Raw genomic sequence first — 20,034 nt, 5'->3', positions numbered from 1 at the left:
TGCTGCTGAAAGAGTAGTATTATAAAAGGAGAATTCAATGTCAAATTTATCTGTCAATGCCATTCGTTTTTTGGGAATTGATGCTATTGAAAAATCAAAATCTGGGCATCCAGGTGTTGTCATGGGCGCAGCACCGATGGCTTATGACTTGTTTACTAAGCAAATGCGTGTGAATCCAGAAGTACCAAATTGGGTCAATCGTGACCGTTTTATCTTGTCAGCAGGTCATGGGTCTATGTTGCTCTATGCACTTCTTCACTTGTCTGGTTTTCAAGATGTCACAATGGACGAAATCAAGCACTTCCGTCAATGGGGCTCTAAAACGCCTGGACATCCAGAATTTGGACACACGGCTGGTGTAGATGCGACAACTGGTCCACTTGGTCAAGGAATTTCTATGGCAACTGGTTTTGCGCAAGCAGAACGTTTCCTAGCTGCTAAGTATAACCGTGAAGGCTATACGATCTTTGACCACTATACCTATGTCATCTGTGGTGACGGAGACTTGATGGAAGGCGTGTCTGCTGAAGCGGCTTCTTATGCTGGACTGCAAAAGCTAGATAAGCTCATCGTTCTCTATGATTCAAACGACATCAATTTGGACGGAGAAACGAAAGATTCCTTTACAGAAAGTGTTCGTGACCGTTACAATGCTTACGGCTGGCACACAGCTTTGGTTAAAGACGGAACAGACTTAGAAGCGATCAATGCAGCTATTGAAGCCGCAAAAGTTTCTGGCAAACCTTCCTTGCTTGAAGTCAAAACGGTCATTGGTTATGGCGCGCCAAATAAACAGGGCACCAATGCTGTTCATGGAGCTCCTCTTGGTGCAGAAGAAGCAGCTGCTACTCGCAAAGCTCTTGCTTGGGATTATGCACCATTTGAAATTCCAGAAGAAGTGTACGAAGATTATCGTGTTAATGTTGCAGAACGCGGCAAAGCTGCTTATGATGCTTGGGCAAAACTTGTTGAAGAATACAAACAAGCCTATCCTGATTTAGCTGATGAAGTTGCTGCCATTATTGCGGGACAAGACCCAGTTGAGATTCAGTCAGAAGATTTCCCAGTAGTAGAAACAGGTTTCTCGCAAGCCACTCGTAATTCTAGCCAAGATGCTTTGAATGCAGCCGCAAAAGTCCTCCCAACTTTCCTTGGCGGATCTGCTGACCTTGCGCATTCTAATATGACTTACATCAAAGAAGATGGCTTGCAAGACGATGCCCACCGTCTCAACCGCAACATTCAATTCGGTGTGCGTGAATTTGCTATGGGTACTATTTTGAATGGTATGGCGCTTCACGGAGGACTTCGCGTTTATGGCGGTACATTCTTTGTCTTCTCAGATTATGTCAAGGCAGCCGTTCGTTTGTCAGCCCTTCAAGGCTTGCCTGTGACCTATGTCTTTACACATGATTCAATCGCAGTTGGTGAAGACGGTCCAACTCATGAGCCGATTGAGCATTTGGCTGGTCTTCGTGCCATTCCAAACCTCAATGTTTTGCGTCCAGCAGATGCACGTGAAACGCAGGCGGCTTGGTACTTGGCGCTGAAGAGCCAATCAACCCCTACAGCTCTTGTTCTTACGCGTCAAAACTTGACTGTTGAAGCTGGAACTGACTTTGACAAGGTAGCAAAAGGAGCTTATGTCGTGTATGAGACAGCAGGTGGTTTTGATACAATCCTTCTAGCATCTGGTTCTGAAGTCAACTTAGCTGTTGCAGCTGCAAAAGAGTTGGAAGCACAAGGAGAAAAGGTTCGCGTTGTCAGCGTACCGTCAACAGATATCTTTGATGCACAAGATGCCACTTACAAAGAAGCAATTTTACCAAATGCAGTTCGTCGCCGTGTCGCCATCGAAATGGCTGCAACCCAGTCTTGGTACAAATATGTCGGACTTGACGGAGCTGTTATCGGCATTGACAAATTCGGTGCTTCTGCCCCAGCTGCTAAGGTAATGGAAGAATATGGCTTCACCGTTGATCATGTCGTAGAAGTTGTGAAAAATTTGAAATAATTGTTATCGAGAAAAAGAACCGAGGCTTACTTTGCTTCGGTTTTTCTAACTAGAAATGCTATAATGAGAATAGGAAATTTTATCTCGGAGGTATAAAAATGACAAAGGAAAGTATGATTTATCAGCTGTTGGATGAATTGAAAATTTCTTATGATCGTCTGGATCATGAACCAATTTCTTCCGTTATTGAGGCGGCTGAAAAAGGAATTGTCCTACCGGGGCAACAGGTCAAAAATCTCTTTTTGAAAAACAAAAAAGGACGTCAATTTTATTTGGTCATTTTGCGGGACGAAAAAACGGCAGATATCAAACATTTGGCAGAAGTCTTAGATGAAAAACGGTTATCTTTTGCTAATGACAAGGAGCTGGAGGAGCTTTTGCAGGTAGAGCCAGGTGCGGTCACGCCTTTTGGGCTGCTTTTTGATAAGGAAAAGAAAGTTCAACTGATTGTGGACGAGGAAGTTGACCCGCATCTGACAGTTGGTTTTCATCCCTTTGTCAATACGACAACGCTCAATATCGCCTACTCAGACTTTTTGGTTTTTTTGGAAAAAGCAGAGCACACAGCTAAAAGAGTTTGCTGCTAGTCGGGTTTTGTTAGGAGCCTTTTCAGAAATTTCAGCCCCTTCTTGTAAATTCTCTAGGAATTTGCTATAGTAGATAATATATGAAATCTAAAGGAGACTAAAATGGGTAACGGTTTTTCAATTTTAATTATGTTGGTTGCGATGATGGGCTTGATGTTTTTCATGCAACGTTCTCAAAGAAAGCAAGCAGATAAACGCATGGAGAGCTTGAGCAAACTACAAAAAGGATATGAAGTCATTACAATTGGTGGCTTGTATGGTACGGTTGATGAAGTCGATACTGAAAAGAAAACGGTTGTCCTTGACGTAGATGGTGTCTATCTAACATTTGAATTAACAGCTATCAAGACTGTATTGCCTCTCACAGAGGGAATCACAGCAGTTGCAGGAGCTGACGGAAGCGTTGAATGCCCAGAAGATTCAGCTATTGAAGAAGAATAGTATTGTTTTAAGTTAGAAAAAAGAGAGTGGGACAGAAATCAGTAGTTTCTTTGAAACTTGATTTCGTTGTCCCACCTCCGCACAGTTGAGTAGGGTTGTAAAAGTTGCTTTATCAGCGAATTAGAACCCACTCAACCACTGCGTCTTATATAAACAAAGGAGCTGAGCACTTTTGTCCTAGCTTTTTTATTTTTGTTTGAAAGGTTCCTTTTACAACTTACAAAAACAATTCGTATTATACTCTGACGTCACGCCATTTAGTTATTTTTGATTTCCAAACCAAACAATTGACAACAGTTCCTTTAACAGAATATGGTTTTAAAAAAGACAAACCATTTATTTTTATCGTAAAATAATGTGAAACAGGAAGTTGGAATAAAACTTTTCGTCTTGCCAACTTCTTTTTTGATTGAAAAACAAGCATAAATCCCACTTTTATAGGATTTATGATATAATGAAATGTAAAACTTTATTAGGAAAACAAGCAGATGTTTAGTTTTAAGAAAAAAGAAAAGATTGAAGTTCCATTGCAAATACCGAGACATATCGGCATCATTATGGACGGAAACGGACGTTGGGCTAAAAAACGTATGCAACCACGTATCTTCGGGCATAAGTCTGGAATGGAAACTTTGCAAAATGTTACCATTGCAGCCAAGGAGCTGGGGGTTCAAGTTTTGACAGTGTATGCTTTCTCCACAGAGAATTGGTCGCGTCCTGAAAAAGAAGTCAGCTTTATCATGAGCTTGCCAGTTGAATTTTACGATCGATATGTGCCTGAGTTACATCGGAATAACGTAAAAATTCAAATGATCGGAGACACAGAACGTCTGCCTAAGGCAACTTATGAGGCACTTTGTAAGGCAGAAGAATTGACACGACTCAATACAGGTCTAATTCTTAATTTTGCTTTAAATTATGGTGGTCGTGCTGAGATTGTTCAAGCTGTCAAAATGATTGCTCAAGATGTGTTGGATGCTAAGTTCAGTCCGGGCGAGATTGATGAAGAAATGATTGCTAATTATCTACAAACCAGCAATCTGCCTCGATTATTACGCGATCCTGATTTGATTATTCGGACAAGCGGAGAATTGCGTTTGAGTAATTTCTTGCCTTGGCAAAGCGCATATAGTGAGCTGTATTTTACAGATATTTTATGGCCGGATTTTGATGAAAAAGCTTTGAAAGCAGCTATTGAAGAATATAGTAAACGAAATCGTCGATTTGGCGGCGTGTAGGAGAATTTATGGATAAGGATTTACAGAGACGTGTTATTTTTGGCGGAGTAGCGCTTGCTATTTTCATTCCAGTTTTGATGATAGGAGGGCCGCTTCTGCAAATTGGAGTGGGGCTTCTAGCTATGCTGGGTGTTCATGAATTGCTGCAAATGAAAGGGCTGAGAAGTACTACACTAGAAGGTGTTTTAGCCATGTTGGCAGCTTTTGTGCTGGCGATTCCACTTGAAAACTATTTGAAATTTTTGCCGGTAGATGGAAACGTTGTGGCCTATAGTTTAGTTGTTTTTATATTGTTAGGCTCAACTGTTTTGGGGAAACATTACAGTTTTGAAGATGCGGCTTATCCGATTGCTGCTAGTTTTTACGTGGGGATTGGTTTCAATGCCTTGCTAGATGCGCGGGTAGCTGGTTTTGACAAAGTGCTGCTAGCCTTGTTTATCGTCTGGGCAACGGATAGCGGAGCTTACTTGGTTGGACGGAGATATGGTGTGCGTCGCTTGGCTCCTCTTGTTTCTCCAAATAAGACTGTAGAGGGCAGCCTAGGTGGGATTGCTTCAGCAGTCCTTGTGACATTTATTTTTATGTTATTTGATAGAAATGTTGCCGCACCTCATCATTTACCAGCCATGCTTCTTTTTGCTGTATTCTTTAGTATTGCAGGTCAGTTCGGTGATTTGGTAGAGAGTGCGATTAAACGTCATTTTGGAGTCAAAGATTCGGGTAAGTTTATCCCAGGACATGGCGGTGTTTTAGATCGTTTTGATAGCATGTTATTTGTCTTTCCTTTGATGCATTTCTTTGGATTGTTCTAATGAGAAAGATAAAAATCTCCAATTTTAAAGTTCACGGTGTAATCAATTAACGACGCAGTAGCTGCTTGGTTACATCACGACTTTGAGATTGGAGATGACATTTGCAAAGCAAGTTACTCTTTGCTCACTATTTAATCTCGGAAGAGCCCCTAATGTTGAAGTTGACAAGATTGAGACGATGGACTAAAAATTTTTAAGATTTGTTTTGTCTTATTCTCTTCTTTTGTGAAATTCATATATAAGCAAAACTTAAGCAAAATGGGGTATCTTTGCTTTGCTATAAAATAAAACTAAGTAAAATCAATTATGAGAACGTAGAAAGGTTGGTGTAATGCAGTCAGGTATTATAGGAATCATTACCTTTATCATTATTTTTGGAATTATTGTGGTCGTCCATGAATTTGGGCATCTCTATTTTGCGAAAAAATCAGGCATTCTGGTGCGGGAGTTTGCTATTGGAATGGGACCCAAAATTTTTGCACATATCGGAAAAGACGGCACGGCCTATACCATTCGGATGTTACCGCTTGGTGGCTATGTTCGTATGGCAGGTTGGGGTGAAGATTCAACAGAAATTAAAACAGGAACACCTGCTAGTTTGACCTTAAATGAAGCAGGCAAGGTTATCCGAATCAATCTTTCGGGCAAGAAAATCGACCAAACTGCTCTGCCCATGAATGTAACGGGCTTTGATTTGGAAGACAAGCTTGAAATCACTGGTTTGGTATTAGACGAACAAAAAACATATGCGGTTGACCATGACGCAACAATCGTAGAAGAAGATGGCACAGAAGTTCGTATTGCGCCGCTTGATGTGCAGTATCAAAATGCTAGTTTAGTTGGTCGTCTCATTACCAACTTTGCAGGACCGATGAACAATTTCATTTTAGGAATTGTAGCTTTTCTGCTGTTGATTTTCATGCAGGGAGGCGTTGCAGACCAGCATACAAATCATGTTCGTGTCTTACAGGGCGGTGCCTTGGCTCAGGCTGGTGTAAAAAATAATGATCAAATTTTAAAAGTTGGTCAAGCAGAAATCAAGAATTGGTCAGATTTGACCCAAGCTGTTCAGTCCGAAACGAAAAACAATAAAGGGCAGTCAGAACTAAACGTGACGGTTAAAAGCGGAAATAAAGTTCGTGAGCTGACAGTTAAGCCTAAAAAAGAGCAAGGCAGATATTTATTAGGAGTGATGCCGGGCTTGAAATCAGACTTTCCGTCTATGATTGTGGGTGGATTTAGCATGGCTTGGAACGCTAGTTTCCGCATCTTTGACGCTTTGAAAAATTTAATTTTCCATCCAGATATCAATAAACTGGGCGGACCTGTGGCGATTTACAAAGCCAGCAGTGAAGCGGCTAAAGGCGGTCTTGAAAGTGTTATCACTCTCTTAGCTATGCTTTCTCTGAATATCGGCATTTTTAATCTCATTCCTATCCCAGCGCTTGACGGTGGAAAGATTGTGCTCAATCTTCTTGAAGCCATTCGGCGTAAGCCATTGAAGCAAGAAACAGAAACCTATGTCACTTTAGCAGGTGTCGCCATCATGGTGGTGTTGCTGATTGCGGTGACCTGGAATGATATTATGAGAACCTTCTTTTAAAAGGTGAATTCTAAATAATAAATAAAAGGAAGAATTTATGAAACAAAGTAAAATGTTAATCCCAACACTGCGGGAAATGCCTAGTGATGCGCAGGTCATTAGTCATGCCTTAATGCTACGTGCGGGTTATGTCCGTCAAATATCAGCAGGTGTTTATTCTTATTTGCCATTGGCTAATCGCGTGATTGAAAAAGCAAAAAAAATCATGCGAGAAGAATTTGAAAAAATCGGTGCGGTCGAAATGCTGGCTCCAGCCCTTCTTAGTGCTGATCTTTGGCGTGAATCAGGTCGTTACGATACTTATGGTGAGGATCTCTATAAATTAAAAAATCGCGAAGGTTCAGACTTTATCTTAGGACCAACTCATGAAGAAACATTCACTGTAATTGTACGGGATTCTGTAAAATCTTATAAGCAATTACCGCTCAATCTTTATCAGATTCAGGCTAAATACCGTGATGAAAAGCGTCCTCGCAATGGATTATTGCGGACACGTGAATTTATCATGAAAGACGGTTATAGCTTCCATGCCAATTACGATAGTTTAGATGTGACTTACGATGAGTATAAGACTGCCTATGAGAATATTTTCACACGAAGTGAGGTTGATTTCAAAGGAATTATCGGTGACGGTGGTGCTATGGGTGGGAAGGATAGCCAAGAATTTATGGCCATTACACCTGACCGTACAGACCTTACGCGCTGGGTTGTCTTGGACAAGTCAGTCACTAGCTTTGATGAAATTCCGACAGATGTACAAGAAGCAATCAAAGAAGAATTGACGAGCTGGTTGGTGTCTGGTGAAGATACTGTTGTGTATTCAAGCGAGTCAAGCTATGCTGCAAATTTGGAAATGGCAACAAATGAATACAAACCAAGCAATCGTGTCGTGGCAGAAGAGGAATTGACTCGTATAGAGACCCCAGATTGCAAGTCAATTGATGAAGTCGCTGCTTTTCTTCATGTTGATGAAAGCCAAACAATTAAAACGTTGGTTTATATTGCTGATGAGAAACCGATTGTAGCGCTTCTTGTTGGGAATGATCAACTGAATGAAGTCAAGCTGAAAAATTATCTAGGTGCTGATTTTTTTGAACCAGCAAGTGAAGAAGAAGTTCGTGAATTATTTGGAGCCAACTTTGGTTCTCTTGGACCTGTTCATCTTCCAGAAGATGTTCAAATTATCGCTGACCGCAAGGTAGAGGACGTTCGAAATTCGGTGGTTGGTGCCAATGAAGACGGTTATCATTTGACCGGTGTCAATCCGGACCGCGATTTCACAGCAGAATATGTGGATATTCGCGAGGTGCGTGAAGGAGAAATTTCACCAGACGGACAAGGCGTCTTGAAATTTGCACGTGGCATTGAAATTGGACATATTTTTAAATTAGGAACTCGTTATTCAGAAAGTATGAATGCGGCTGTTTTAGATGAAAATGGTCGTGCAGTTCCTGTTGTAATGGGCTGCTATGGTATTGGTGTCAGCCGTCTCTTATCAGCTGTTATGGAGCAACACGCACGTCTCTTCGTCAATAAAACACCAAAAGGAGACTATCGCTATGCTTGGGGAATCAATTTCCCGAAAGAATTAGCACCGTTTGATGTGCATCTAATCCCTGTAAATGTCAAAGATGAAGAAGCTCTTGCTTTGACAGAACAACTAGAGGCAGAACTAGTCAAGGCTGGTTATGAAGTCTTAACAGATGACCGCAATGAGCGTGCTGGTGTGAAATTCAGCGATAGTGACTTGATTGGGCTACCAATCCGTGTGACTATCGGGAAAAAAGCTGCAGATGGAATCGTTGAAGTTAAAATCAAAGCAACTGGCGATACTATTGAAGTCAATGGAGAAAATCTTCTTGAAACTCTTGAAATTTTAGTGAAGAAAAATGATTAAATAGGTCCGAAACAAGAACTAAATTATAATTCAAAAAATAGGCACAATCTTAATTTGACTTATAGTCCTAAAGAGATTGTTTCTATTTTTATTTTTTGAATGAACACTTTGTTTCAATTTATTAAAAAAACTGTTGTGGGATAAAGATGGACTGTTAAGAAAATTCTTATTTTACTTTATTTCATTTTCTCCTATTTTAGGTATAAAAGATAACCTTTTAGGGCATTTCCTGGTAAAATCGTTGAAATTTTTTATACTAAAAAGGTAGAAAAAGGAGTTAAAATGAAAAACATAAAAAATATTCTTCAAATGAGCTTGCTGATCGTTCTAACACAGATTACCTTGGTATTGTTGACGACACCTTTATCCAAATCGTTAACCTTTCAGCAGTCCAGTTTTGTATTTTTGTTCATTTTGTTTTTTTGTGGACTACTTTATTTTCGTTATTTTTCCAGAGAATTAACTGATTTTAAATCAGAGATATTGGTTGCTCGTTACTGGCCCTTACTACGTTTTTCCTATCTTATGATGGTATTTATCAATGCGATAGGAGCTTATCTGATGATTGTAGAAGGTTTGGCAGAAGTCTCAGAAAGTCAGAAATTGTTTATGAGCCTTTTCATTCACTCCTCTCTTTTTTTACTAGGTGTTGATGTAGTTGCGCTCGTTCCTGAAGTGCGATCCTATGTTGTTCGCTTTCTATTTTTAAAAGGTCAAGCACGAGCGAGTTTTATTATAGGAAGTTTGATATTTATTGTTTTACGAAATCCAGCTGATTTGGTATGCTTTATCATTTATACAGCTTTGGGGTTATTACTTTCTTTTGTTATTCCAAAGTCAAGTCTTCGTTTAGAATTCTCTATTTTTAGTCATTTAGTGCGTAATAGTGTTTCTCTTCTTTTCTTGCTCATTTTTTGGTAAATCTTTTTGTAGAAATCTCACTTCTATGATAAAATGAGAGCATTATAGATTGGATAAGAAAGATGATGAAAGAAAAAGAAGAACAACACTTAGAATGGTTGCAGCAGCATCAAACAACAGAACCACATTTGGGCTTAGAAAGAGTGAGGCGGCTTTTAGCATTGCGGGGGAATCCGCATTTGCAAGTATCGGTCATTCATGTTGCTGGTACCAATGGAAAAGGATCAACAATTGCGCATTTACGTCAGCTTTTGCAAGCAAAGAAGCTACGTGTTGGAACGTTTACATCACCTTATCTGATGTCTTATAATGAACAAATTGCCATCAATGGAGTGTCTATTTCTGACCAAGATTTTCATTCTTTATTGCAAACCTATCAGGGCTTATTAAAAAAACAGGCAGATGATACGATTTTACAGGAAATAACAGAGTTTGAAATTATCACAGTTTTGGTTTATGAGTATTTCCTTCAGCAACAGGTAGATGTGGTTATCATGGAAGTAGGGCTAGGTGGTTTATTGGACAGCACCAATGTATGTCAACCGGATTTAACAGCTATTACGACAATTGGACTTGATCACACGGCAATTTTAGGAACAAGCTTAGCAGACATTGCAGAGCAGAAAGCCGGTATTATCAAAGAGGGTGTGCCGTTGGTGACAGGAAAGATTGCTTCCGAACCACTGGCAGTTATTCACAATAAGGCTCAACAACTTCAGTCTCCTCATGTTTGTTATGGGCAAGGCTATCAGGTGGAGCCTGTGCAAAGTTCGGCAGAGGGAGAAGAATTCTTGTTTTCAAACGCATGTAGGCTGAAAGAAGGCTATCAGAGTGCTCTTTTTGGTGTTCATCAAGTTGAGAATGCGGGATTGGCACTTGAATTGTGCGATCACTATTGCTACTTGAAAGGTTTGCCGTTGTTAAGGCAAGATGAGATAAGACGGGCATTGAAACAAACGTATTGGCCTGCTCGTTTGGAAAAAATTTCAACTGCACCTTTGATTTTTCTAGATGGTGCACACAATCCTCATGCAATGAAAGCACTGATTGCTTCTATAGAAAGCCATTTTCCAGATTATCAAAAAAAGGTTTTATTTTCTTGTATTCAGACAAAAGATGTACAAGAAATGATTGCTTTGTTAAAAGAGGTTCCACAAGTACAATTATTACTAACTTCATTTGCTGATGTACGAAGTTTTTCAAAAGAAGAGATGCAAGGTTTGGCAAAGAATGAAAAGCTTGCCTTTGTTAATTGGGAGCATTATTTAACACAGTATCAAAGAGATGAACACGAAGAGAAAGAGCTGTTGCTTATCACAGGCTCTCTTTACTTCCTTGCAGAAGTCAGAAAATATCTACTGAATGATAGATAAAAAATAATTTTCTAACTAATTAAAATATGATAGAATAAAAGAGCAATTCATTTGCACAGAGTAAGTGGTCTGCGTTAAGTGTGTATGGATGGGATGTTGCCATACAACGAAACTTTTGTGCGGTAGGCCATTGCATCCGCTGTCGATCAGACGGCTCCCGAATAGAAAAGGAGCGAACTATGAAAAAGAATTCGCCTAAGTTGTCGGTGCAACTTTTGGTTGCCCTTGCTATGATTGTGGCTCTCTGCTTTGTGTTGGAGAAGTTCTCAGTCTTTGTTATTCCTAATTTATGGAAGTTAAGCCCTGCCTTTATTAGCTATACCCTTATGGGAACGATTGCTGGTCCATTATTGTCTGGTCTGGTTTCTGCTGTTTACGATGTAGCCTCTTTCTTTTTTGTAAATCAAGGTCATCCATTTATTATCTGGTTTACATTGATTGAAGCGCTGCAAGGTATGCTCTATGGTTATTTCTTTTATGGAAAAGAATTGAAAGTAGAGCGCAAGAAAGACTGGTTGTGGGTTACATTAGCCACATTAGCTATTATGGGAGTGGGAACATTTACATTGATACCACTAGTTCTACATTTGCAATATAAGGTACCATTTTTTGCTCTATATGCAGCTCGGGCTTGGTCAGTTTTTGAAATTCCTTTACGAGTATTTGTGACGATGCTCATTGTTCCGCAGCTGCAACGGATTCCTGAGTTTCGTAAGTTGATGGGCTTAAGCAATAAGTAAAAATGATGAATAAACATCCAAAAGAGACCGAACATGACGTTCAGTCTCTTTACTTCTAATAGCAAAAATACATTGAGACAGTAAAGTTTGAAGCTGGGAAAAAAGTTCCTAGCTTCAAACTTTAATAACGTGTAATCAAATCAACAGTTGAGCGATCCAACTTCTTAACCAGAGCTTGTAAGAAAGCTTGAGCTTGGAGAAAGTCGTCCATTGCATAGAGCGTTTGATGAGAATGAATATAGCGTGCACAGACACCGATAGTAGTTGAAGGTACGCCGCCATTTTTCAGATGTGCTGCACCTGCATCAGTACCGCCTTTGCCACAGTAGTATTGATATTTGATACCTGCCTCTTCTGCGGTTGTCAAAAGGAAGTCTTTCATATTTGGTAGCATGAGATGTCCTGGATCGAAGAAACGAATTAAGGTTCCTTCTCCGATGGCACCTTGATCGCCATAAATGTCACCAGCCGGAGAACAGTCCACCGCAAGGAAAACTTCTGGGTCAAATTTAGTCGTTGAAACATGAGCACCACGTAAGCCAACTTCTTCTTGGACGTTTGCCCCAACATAAAGTTCGTTGTCAAGTTTTTCTCCAGCCAGAGCTTGAACTAGTTCACTCACCATGAGAACACCGTAACGATTATCCCAAGCTTTAGAAATGATATTTTTGCCGTTGACTGTGAGGATAGCGGAACTGTCTGGCACAATCGTGTCACCGGGACGAATCCCGTAGCTTTCAGCTTCCGCTTTGTCAGCAAACCCACCGTCAAAAACGATGTCTTCAATCCTTGGTAGACTTGGTCCACCTGTTCCACGTGTCAAATGCGGTGGAATGGAGCCTGAAATAACAGGAATTTCGTCTCCTGTATGAGTAAATAATTTAAAGCGTTGGCTGCTGACAACCAGTGGATTCCAACCTCCGATTTGAACGACTCGGAAAGTTCCGTCTGTTCTGATTTCACTCACCATGAAGCCAACTTCGTCCATGTGTGCAGCAACGAGTATACGTGGCGCATCAATAGCTTCTGAATGTTTCACTCCGAAAATGCCTCCTAGGCCGTCTGTTACGACTTCGTCCACATGAGGGGTGATTTTTTCACGCAAATAATCACGAACAGGCGCTTCGTGCCCTGAAATAGCAGAGATTTCTGTCACTTCTTTAATTTTTGAAAATAATTCTGACATCATTAACCTTCTTTCTGCTCTTATTTTATCATTTTCTATCATAGTTGGGTAGCGTTCAAAGATAAAAAACAATAGTGTTTCGATTTGTCCCAATTTATCTTTTGTGTTAAAATATTGTCATGAAAGCTAAAAAGATTCTATTAACAACGGCTGCACTTGCGGGAGTAGGGATTGCAGCTTATGCTACTAAAAAAACGTTGGATGAACGAAAAGAAGCTGAGCAGCGTGAGCAATTAGTTGCTGACATTCGGGAAAGGTTATCTGAATTAGGTCCAATTGCTACACTGTATGTGCAATTATATAAGTCAGATGAACACCAATTGGTTGGTGGTGTGGTGTACGAAGATGATCGGCACTTTACATTTGTGTATGAAAATGGCGAATTGAGCTATGAGGAAGAGCAATGATGATTCCAGCAACTATCGAAGAATTAGCAACATTAGTAAATCGTGAAGGAAAAACTGTTTTCCTTTTCACAGCTGACTGGTGCGGAGATTGTCGTTTTCTAAAACCATTGCTGCCTGAAATCGAAGCAGAAAATCCCGATTTTACCTTTGTTGAGGTTAATCGTGATGACTATATGGAAGTTGCCAAAAAATGGAATATCTATGGCATTCCTAGCCTGGTAGTCTTAGAAAATGGGCAAGAAATTGGTCGTTTTGTTAATCGAGAGCGAAAAACGAAGATGCAAATCAATGAATTTTTAGCACAGTTAGTATGAATTGTATATAGTGGAGGAACAATGATTTTTACATATAATAAAGAGCATGTTGGCGATGTGTTGATGGTGATTGTTGCAGACAGTCAAGATGCTAAGTTATCTGCTGAACGCAAAGGTGATGTGGCGCGTGTCTATCGCCAAGATACTGGAGAAACGGTTGCTTGGAATATTTTTTGGGTTTCCAATCTTTTTAATATCACTGATCGCGGACAAGTTTTCCTGACTGATGAAGAAATTTCAATTCTTAACCAAGAATTGAGTCAAGCAGGTTTTGAGCCAGAATTAGTCAATGATCTTACTCCAAAATTTGTAGTAGGTGAAATTGTTGAAATGGAAGCACATCCGGATAGTGACCATCTCAATATTTGTCAAGTAAGAGTCGCAGCAGAAAAAGTAATTCAAATCGTAGCAGGAGCGCCTAATGCTAAAGTGGGTCTCAAGACGATTGTGGCATTACCTGGTGCTATGATGCCAAAAGGAAACTTGATTTTTCCTGGTGAACTGCGTGGAGTAGCGAGTTTTGGTATGATGTGCAGTCCTCGTGAGTTGCAACTACCAAATGCCCCACAAAAGCGCGGAATTATTGAATTAGCAAGCTCAGAAGTAGTAGGAACAGCTTTTGATCCAATCAAACATTGGCAAGAATAAGTACAAATTAATCGTGAATTTTCACGATTTTTTCTTTTTTCTTACGAATAAATAGTTAGGAGGAAAAGAAAATGTATAATAAAGTAATTTTAATTGGTCGCTTGGTTAATACACCAGAGTTAAATAAAACAGCTAATGATAAATCTGTGGCGCGTGCAACACTTGCTGTTAATCGCCGATATAAAGGACAAAATGGCGAGCGAGAAGCGGATTTTGTAAACGTCATTGTTTGGGGCAAATTAGCCGAAACCTTAGCAAGTTATGCAACAAAAGGAAGCTTAATTTCTCTTGATGGAGAACTTCGTACTCGCCGTTATGAGAAAGACGGTGTGACACATTATGTAACAGAAGTACTTTGCAACGGCTTCCAGTTATTAGAAAGTCGTGCCCAACGAGCTCTTCGTGAGAATAATACAGGTGCAGACTTGGCAGATTTGGTTCTAGAAGAAGAGGAATTGCCATTTTAATAAAGATAAGGGAGTGGGACAGAACTAAAAATCGAAAATTTTTAGTTCGTAGTCCCACCCCCGCAAGGGTGGTTAGGTGCTCTTCCGAGCTTGAAAAGCGAATGAAGAGCCCAATCACCTACTGCGTTATTCGTTTATTACTAAATCTGATAGAAGCTGGGACACTTTTTGCCCAGCCTCTATTTTTAGTTGGTGAAAAATAATCAACATTCTATACTTTTAACAAAGTACGAATAACATGCACAATATAGAAACCAACAATCTGAAAAGATGTTGCATTTAGTTTCAACTTGAGTCTAAAAACAAGAAAGTGAGAGGGATTTTTCAAGTTTTTCACACTTCTTTTTCTTGTCGAAGTTTTGTTTTTTTGTATAAATATAATATAATAAACCTAGCTAAAACAGAGTTTTCTGTTTAAGATTGCTGTTGATAAGGAGAAAAAATGAGAGCAGGTAAAGGAAAAAAGCAATATCGCAATTGTCGTAAATATCTATTATTTTCTCTATTAGTTTTTGTTTTGACGGGCTTAGTTTTTCTCTATGTAAAGGGAATGTCATCAGATAGTAAACAGGTCAAGATAGGAGCAACCTATATGACGATGAATAATGATTTTTATAAAACTTTAAATGCGGAGATTGAGAAAAAAACGAATCAACAGGGCAATCGGCTTTATGTGCGAGATCCAGAACTAGACGAAGACAAGCAAAGCCAGCAGATTGATTATTTTGTTCAAGAAAAAGTGAATGTCATTGTCATTAACCCCGTTAAAAGCGATAGTTCAAAAATTATTGCATCTTTGAGGAAAGCTAAAAAGGCAGGTATTAAAATTATTGTTGTAGATGCACCGATTAGTAAGGAAGCCAAGGTTGATACAACTATTGTATCTGATAATTATCAAGCAGGCGTGTTAATCGCAAATGATATGATGAAACGATTATCAAGTGCGAAGATTTTACTGTTGGAACATCGTAATGCAGTGTCTGCGATGGACCGAATTCAAGGATTTTTAGACACGATTAAAGGACATCCTGCTTATCAGGTGGTCTCTGAGCGAGAGACATTGGGGCAAACAGAAGAAAGTATGCCTCAAGTAAAAAAAGCCCTGAATGAAGGGATGCAATTTAATGTGGTCATGTCTTTAAATGATCGTGCAGCTGTCGGAGCTCTTGCGGCTATAAAAGATCAAGGTGTGACAGATAAGATGGCAATCTATGGCGTAGATGGCTCACCTGATATTAAAAATTTCTTGGCAAATACCAATGATATTCAAGGGACGGTTGCTCAGTCTCCGATTCAAATGGGCAGAAAGGTGACAGAAGTGATTGAGCGCATGATGAAACATCAAGCTTACAAAGAGGAATATCTCATTCCTGTTCGTTTAGTAAATAAAGAGAATATCGCTCAATATACAATTACAGGGTGGCAATAATGAGACAAAATAGAAGTATCTTTTATAGCAAAATTGCTTTGATGGCCATCAATTTTATTGCCATTGTTTACAATGCCTCTATTTATCTTTTTGCAACGAATTATGTAGTGGCAAAAGGATATGCTCATTCACTGTTAGGACGTTTAGATGCTATACCAGGATCGCCGAGTTTTAGCTTTTGGATGTCTATTGCTTTTTATGCTTGCTTATTGTTGGTTTTTTATTACCGTGAGAAGCATCCAAATCAGCTATCCGTTTATGATAAAGTAACTATTATTGAGATTTTGCTGATGTTAGTTATCTTTTCTGTCTTGCATTCTTCTTATAATGGTCTGATTCTCTTAGTTTTTGCAGATATTTTTTATGGTTCCAAAGAATTTAACACCTCAAAAGATCGGAAATACTGGTTTTCCTTTATCATTTTGAGTTTTACCATGTTACTCTTATCCAACTATGATTTAATGTCGCTTTTTGTTAAATTGCCTTCGTTAGATACTTATATTCGCTTTTGTCCAGAATCGATTCGCATGGTCCTCCTTTTTGGAAAGAATTTTCTCTTTTCACTGAATCTAGTTGTCTTTATGATTTCTCTACTATTCTATATTTTATCTGCGATGACCGAAAAACATCATATTGAAGAAGAGCTACGCATGGCCGCACAAGCCAATCGCGAGTTGAATAGTTATTTAGCCTTATCTGAAAAAATCGCAGAAGACCGTGAAAGAAAGCGAATCGCTAGAGAAATTCATGATACGCTAGGGCATGCTTTGACAGGGATTTCTGCGGGGATTGATGCAGTTAAAGTATTGGTGGATATTGACAAAAATCGTGCTAAGGAACAGTTAGAAAATGTTTCTGTGGTTGTACGAGATGGTATCCGTGATGTACGAGGTTCACTCAATAAAATGCGACCTGGTGCTTTAGAAAATAATAGCTTAAAGGAAGCGTTGTTCAAAATTATTCGAGAATATGAAGCCATTTCTAATTTGGAAATTCATTTTCGCTATGAATGGGCCACAATTGATTTGGATGTTGCAAAAGAAGATATTGTCTTTCGGGTGATTCAAGAGTCCATTACCAATTCGGTACGGCATGGGCATGTCAAAACGGTTTGGATTGAGTTATTAGAAGAAGAGAATTATATCATGTCTATACAAGATGATGGAGTTGGTTTTGACGAGCTTCACTATGGTTATGGTCTAAAGCAAATGCAGGAACGCCTAGCGATTATTGGCGGTAGTGTCCATTTTGAAAAGCGTAATGGCTTTTATACCTATATTAAAATTCCGAAAATAGGAGGAAAGAATGATTAAAGTTTTAATTGCAGATGATCAGGCCTTGATTCGTGAGTCTTTACAGATTGTTTTATCGGCACATCCAGATATTGAAGTAGTGGGAATAGTCGGAGATGGCAAAGAAGTGCTTGACAAACTGCATCATGTACACCCTGATGTGATTTTAATGGACATTCGAATGCCTGTTATGGACGGTGTTCTCTGTACAAAGGCAGTTAAAGAACACTATCCAGATATCAAAATTATTATTCTAACAACTTTTGATGACGATGATTTCATTTTTTCTGCTTTAAAATATGGTGCTTCTGGTTATATCTTAAAAGGAGTTTCTACTGAAGAATTGCACCAAGCTATTCAAACAGTTTACAAGGGCGGTGCTATGATTAACCCCAACATTGCTACCAAAGTGTTTAAAATTTTTTCACAAATGGCGCAGTCCAATTTTGCTATTTCTGTTGCGGAAGAAAATGTGGAAGACATGAGTCAGACCGAGTGGAAGATTATTCAACAGATCGGTTTTGGGGTATCAAACAAAGAAATCGCAGCCAAGTTATTCTTATCTGAAGGGACAGTGCGGAATTACTTGTCAGGCATTCTGACAAAGCTAAACTTGCGTGATCGCACACAATTAGCTATTTGGGCTGTGCAGACAGGAGTTACCCAGCGTGATTTTAGTAAGGATAGGGACAAATGAAGTGGAAATTTCGATATTTGGTAATTTTAATTTCAAGCTTTTTCTTAGTTGCTCTTGGTTTTGTTTTATGGACATCTACTCAGAAGAAAATGTTGCGAATTGGGGTTTATGCTGGCAGCAGCTGGGACGTTCCAAATAGTCGCGAAAATAGAGTGTTAGATAATACGATTCGACAATTTGAAAAGTCACATCCCAACGTCAAAGTCGTCTATGAGAGCGGCATTCCTAAAAAGGACTATGATAATTGGCTGGCAGAAAAGATTCTAAAAGGTGAACAACCAGATGTGTTTATGGTGCCTGAAAATGATTTTTCTATGTTAGCGGCTTCTGGAGCATTCAAATCCTTGGACTCTTTGCTTAGTAAAGAAGAAGTTGCAGCTTACTATCCAGTTGCCTATCAAGCTGGGCAATATCAGGGACACAGTTATGCTTTGCCAATTGAAAGCAATCCTGTCATGATGTGTGTCAATAAAGATTTGCTGGAAAAGGAAGGCATTTCGATTCCTGATTCCAATTGGACTTTAGAAGACTTATATGCAATTTGTCAAAAAGTTACAAAGGATACAAACGGTGACGGTCTGATTGACCAGTATGGCATTACGGATTATACTTGGAAACAGGCCTTGGTAGCTTATAATGGGCATTTGAGAAATCAAAGTGGTGTCAATGTTGATAGTGTGGAAATGCATCAAGCTTTGTCCTTTATCAGCAAATTAACTTCATTGAATCAACGGTACAAGGTAACATCAAATGATTTTGATGAAGGCAAGGTTGCTTTTTATCCTATGAGTTTGGCGCAATATCGGACTTATAAACCTTATCCTTATCATGTAGCAAAGTATTCTAGATTTTCTTGGACTTGTATTCCCATGCCAGCTGCTAAAGCAGGCATTCCTGCAACACAAGTGAAAACGTCCCTTTTTGCCATGTCTTCAAAGACAAAACAAGATAAATTAGCTTGGGAATTTATGAAATTATTGTGTCAAAATCAAAAAACTCAACAGAATTTATTTGAAAAGTCGCAAGGAACATCTGTCTTGCTATCAGTTGTTAAAAGCAGTCAGACGAAAAAGATTTTACAAGCAGATGATTTTGGTCTGAATTCATTGACTTCTCAAAGATTGGATCATATGATGAAACATTCTGTCTTAGATATTAGTCGAGATGTGGATTATCACTCTCTGGAACGCATTGTTCACTTACTCGAAAATGCTCTCAAGAACAATGAAATCGACAGTCGCTTGCCAAGTATTCAAAGAGAAATGGAAGAAACAGGCAAATAGAAGTTTAACAGTATTAAAAAGAAAATAGCTAAGTGAGTATTGAGCTGCGCCCCAAAAGTTAGATTTTTGAGTCTAACTTTTGGGGCGCAGTTCAGCTCAAAGTTGGCTATTTTTTATTTTTGAAAATCTAGATGACAAATGTCACATTCTAATTAACAATTGTCATCTTTACAAAGTGACATTTGACAATATGAAACCGGTTCCATATTTAGTAAAATAAAGACAGGAAATGAAGGAGGAAAGAACATGAAATATCTGGTACTAGTCAGTCATGGTGGACTAGCAGAAGGAGTACAAAGCTCGCTTAAGATGTTTGCTGGTGATAAGACAGATCAAGTCATTGCAGTAGGATTAAAAGAAGGCAAGTCTGTTGATGATTTTGCTCTTGATTTTCGTCAAGCATTATCCGGTCTTAGTGTAGAAGATACGGTTTTGGTATTAGCAGATATTGTCGGAGGAAGCCCTTTGACAACAGCTTGCAACGTTTTAGCGGAACTTGACAAGTTAAATACTGCAGTCGTACTTGGTGGTCTCAATTTAACAATGGGACTCACAGGTTTAGTGATGAAAGATATGCTAGAAGGAAAAGAATTGACACAAGCAATTCTCTCAGAAGCTTCCGCAGCATTGCAAGAATTTGATGTGACTTCTAGTGATGAAGAGGATGAAGACGATATTTAAAGAG

The 20,034-nt window shown here is 39.2% G+C and carries 20 protein-coding genes and 1 riboswitch; of the genes, 19 read left to right on the top strand and 1 reads right to left on the bottom strand.

Going from position 1 to position 20,034, the window contains the following annotated elements; translation table 11 throughout:
• Positions 1-37: 37 nt before the first annotated feature.
• From tkt to FQ204_RS07465, 10 genes are all read left to right on the top strand, one after another.
• Positions 38-2,014, top strand: coding sequence for a transketolase (gene tkt / locus FQ204_RS07510; protein ID WP_144210347.1), 1,977 nt, complete (start codon positions 38-40; stop codon positions 2,012-2,014).
• A gap of 98 nt (positions 2,015-2,112) precedes the next feature.
• Positions 2,113-2,601 carry a prolyl-tRNA synthetase associated domain-containing protein gene (locus FQ204_RS07505; RefSeq protein ID WP_144210344.1) on the top strand — a complete coding sequence of 163 codons (489 nt, stop codon included), beginning with the start codon at positions 2,113-2,115 and terminating at the stop codon, positions 2,599-2,601.
• Between the two features lie 102 nt (positions 2,602-2,703).
• The gene (yajC, locus tag FQ204_RS07500) at positions 2,704-3,042 is read left to right on the top strand and encodes a preprotein translocase subunit YajC (RefSeq protein ID WP_144210342.1); all 339 of its coding nucleotides are present in this window, start codon (positions 2,704-2,706) and stop codon (positions 3,040-3,042) included.
• Positions 3,043-3,530: 488 nt separating this feature from the next.
• Entirely contained in the window at positions 3,531-4,280 is a 750-nt protein-coding gene (locus FQ204_RS07495) for an isoprenyl transferase (protein WP_144210340.1), read from the top strand.
• Between the two features lie 8 nt (positions 4,281-4,288).
• The gene (locus FQ204_RS07490) at positions 4,289-5,092 is read left to right on the top strand and encodes a phosphatidate cytidylyltransferase (RefSeq protein ID WP_144210338.1); all 804 of its coding nucleotides are present in this window, start codon (positions 4,289-4,291) and stop codon (positions 5,090-5,092) included.
• Positions 5,093-5,423: 331 nt separating this feature from the next.
• Entirely contained in the window at positions 5,424-6,695 is a 1,272-nt protein-coding gene (locus FQ204_RS07485) for a M50 family metallopeptidase (RefSeq protein ID WP_144210336.1), read from the top strand.
• Between the two features lie 37 nt (positions 6,696-6,732).
• Complete coding sequence (locus FQ204_RS07480; protein ID WP_144210334.1) at positions 6,733-8,592, top strand: proline--tRNA ligase; 1,860 nt, start codon at positions 6,733-6,735, stop codon at positions 8,590-8,592.
• A gap of 282 nt (positions 8,593-8,874) precedes the next feature.
• On the top strand, positions 8,875-9,513 hold the full coding sequence (locus FQ204_RS07475) for a CPBP family intramembrane glutamic endopeptidase (RefSeq protein WP_144210332.1): 639 nt from the start codon (positions 8,875-8,877) through the stop codon (positions 9,511-9,513).
• 65 nt (positions 9,514-9,578) lie between these two features.
• Positions 9,579-10,886: a bifunctional folylpolyglutamate synthase/dihydrofolate synthase gene (locus FQ204_RS07470; protein ID WP_186286711.1), complete on the top strand. Its 1,308-nt coding sequence runs from the start codon at positions 9,579-9,581 to the stop codon at positions 10,884-10,886.
• A 54-nt stretch (positions 10,887-10,940) separates the two neighbouring features.
• Positions 10,941-11,030, top strand: a riboswitch (THF riboswitch).
• A 35-nt stretch (positions 11,031-11,065) separates the two neighbouring features.
• Complete coding sequence (locus FQ204_RS07465; RefSeq protein ID WP_006268441.1) at positions 11,066-11,626, top strand: folate family ECF transporter S component; 561 nt, start codon at positions 11,066-11,068, stop codon at positions 11,624-11,626.
• Positions 11,627-11,747: 121 nt separating this feature from the next.
• On the opposite strand, the gene pepA is transcribed toward FQ204_RS07465, so the two are convergent.
• On the bottom strand, positions 11,748-12,812 hold the full coding sequence (gene pepA / locus FQ204_RS07460) for a glutamyl aminopeptidase (RefSeq protein ID WP_144210328.1): 1,065 nt from the start codon (positions 12,810-12,812) through the stop codon (positions 11,748-11,750).
• Between the two features lie 119 nt (positions 12,813-12,931).
• On the opposite strand from pepA, the gene FQ204_RS07455 reads away from it, so the two are divergent.
• The 9 genes from FQ204_RS07455 to FQ204_RS07415 all read left to right on the top strand — a co-directional run bounded on the left by FQ204_RS07455 (position 12,932) and on the right by FQ204_RS07415 (position 20,030).
• Complete coding sequence (locus FQ204_RS07455) at positions 12,932-13,219, top strand: DUF4651 domain-containing protein (RefSeq protein ID WP_144210326.1); 288 nt, start codon at positions 12,932-12,934, stop codon at positions 13,217-13,219.
• Complete coding sequence (locus FQ204_RS07450; protein WP_003070744.1) at positions 13,216-13,533, top strand: thioredoxin family protein; 318 nt, start codon at positions 13,216-13,218, stop codon at positions 13,531-13,533. Before FQ204_RS07455 ends, FQ204_RS07450 begins: the two co-directional genes overlap by 4 nt.
• A gap of 21 nt (positions 13,534-13,554) precedes the next feature.
• Positions 13,555-14,181 (top strand): YtpR family tRNA-binding protein, encoded by a 627-nt coding sequence (gene ytpR / locus FQ204_RS07445; RefSeq protein WP_049481515.1) that lies wholly within the window; start codon positions 13,555-13,557, stop codon positions 14,179-14,181.
• 71 nt (positions 14,182-14,252) lie between these two features.
• Positions 14,253-14,648, top strand: a complete 396-nt coding sequence (locus tag FQ204_RS07440; protein WP_003070740.1) for a single-stranded DNA-binding protein — start codon at positions 14,253-14,255, stop codon at positions 14,646-14,648.
• Between the two features lie 442 nt (positions 14,649-15,090).
• On the top strand, positions 15,091-16,077 hold the full coding sequence (locus tag FQ204_RS07435; RefSeq protein WP_144210324.1) for a substrate-binding domain-containing protein: 987 nt from the start codon (positions 15,091-15,093) through the stop codon (positions 16,075-16,077).
• Positions 16,077-17,390: a sensor histidine kinase gene (locus tag FQ204_RS07430; RefSeq protein WP_144210323.1), complete on the top strand. Its 1,314-nt coding sequence runs from the start codon at positions 16,077-16,079 to the stop codon at positions 17,388-17,390. The genes FQ204_RS07435 and FQ204_RS07430 overlap by 1 nt, the downstream gene beginning before the upstream one ends.
• Positions 17,383-18,066, top strand: a complete 684-nt coding sequence (locus tag FQ204_RS07425; RefSeq protein ID WP_144210321.1) for a response regulator transcription factor — start codon at positions 17,383-17,385, stop codon at positions 18,064-18,066. The genes FQ204_RS07430 and FQ204_RS07425 overlap by 8 nt, the downstream gene beginning before the upstream one ends.
• Positions 18,063-19,349: an ABC transporter substrate-binding protein gene (locus FQ204_RS07420; RefSeq protein ID WP_144210319.1), complete on the top strand. Its 1,287-nt coding sequence runs from the start codon at positions 18,063-18,065 to the stop codon at positions 19,347-19,349. The genes FQ204_RS07425 and FQ204_RS07420 overlap by 4 nt, the downstream gene beginning before the upstream one ends.
• 246 nt (positions 19,350-19,595) lie before the next feature.
• Complete coding sequence (locus FQ204_RS07415; protein WP_003070731.1) at positions 19,596-20,030, top strand: PTS sugar transporter subunit IIA; 435 nt, start codon at positions 19,596-19,598, stop codon at positions 20,028-20,030.
• The last annotated feature ends 4 nt before the right edge of the window (positions 20,031-20,034 follow it).

It is taken from the genome of Streptococcus constellatus (assembly GCF_902167705.1).
Classification (GTDB): Bacteria; Bacillota; Bacilli; order Lactobacillales; family Streptococcaceae; genus Streptococcus; species Streptococcus constellatus_A.
The sequence above is the reverse complement of the archived record's forward strand: the minus strand, read 5'-3'. Positions and strand labels throughout refer to the sequence as shown.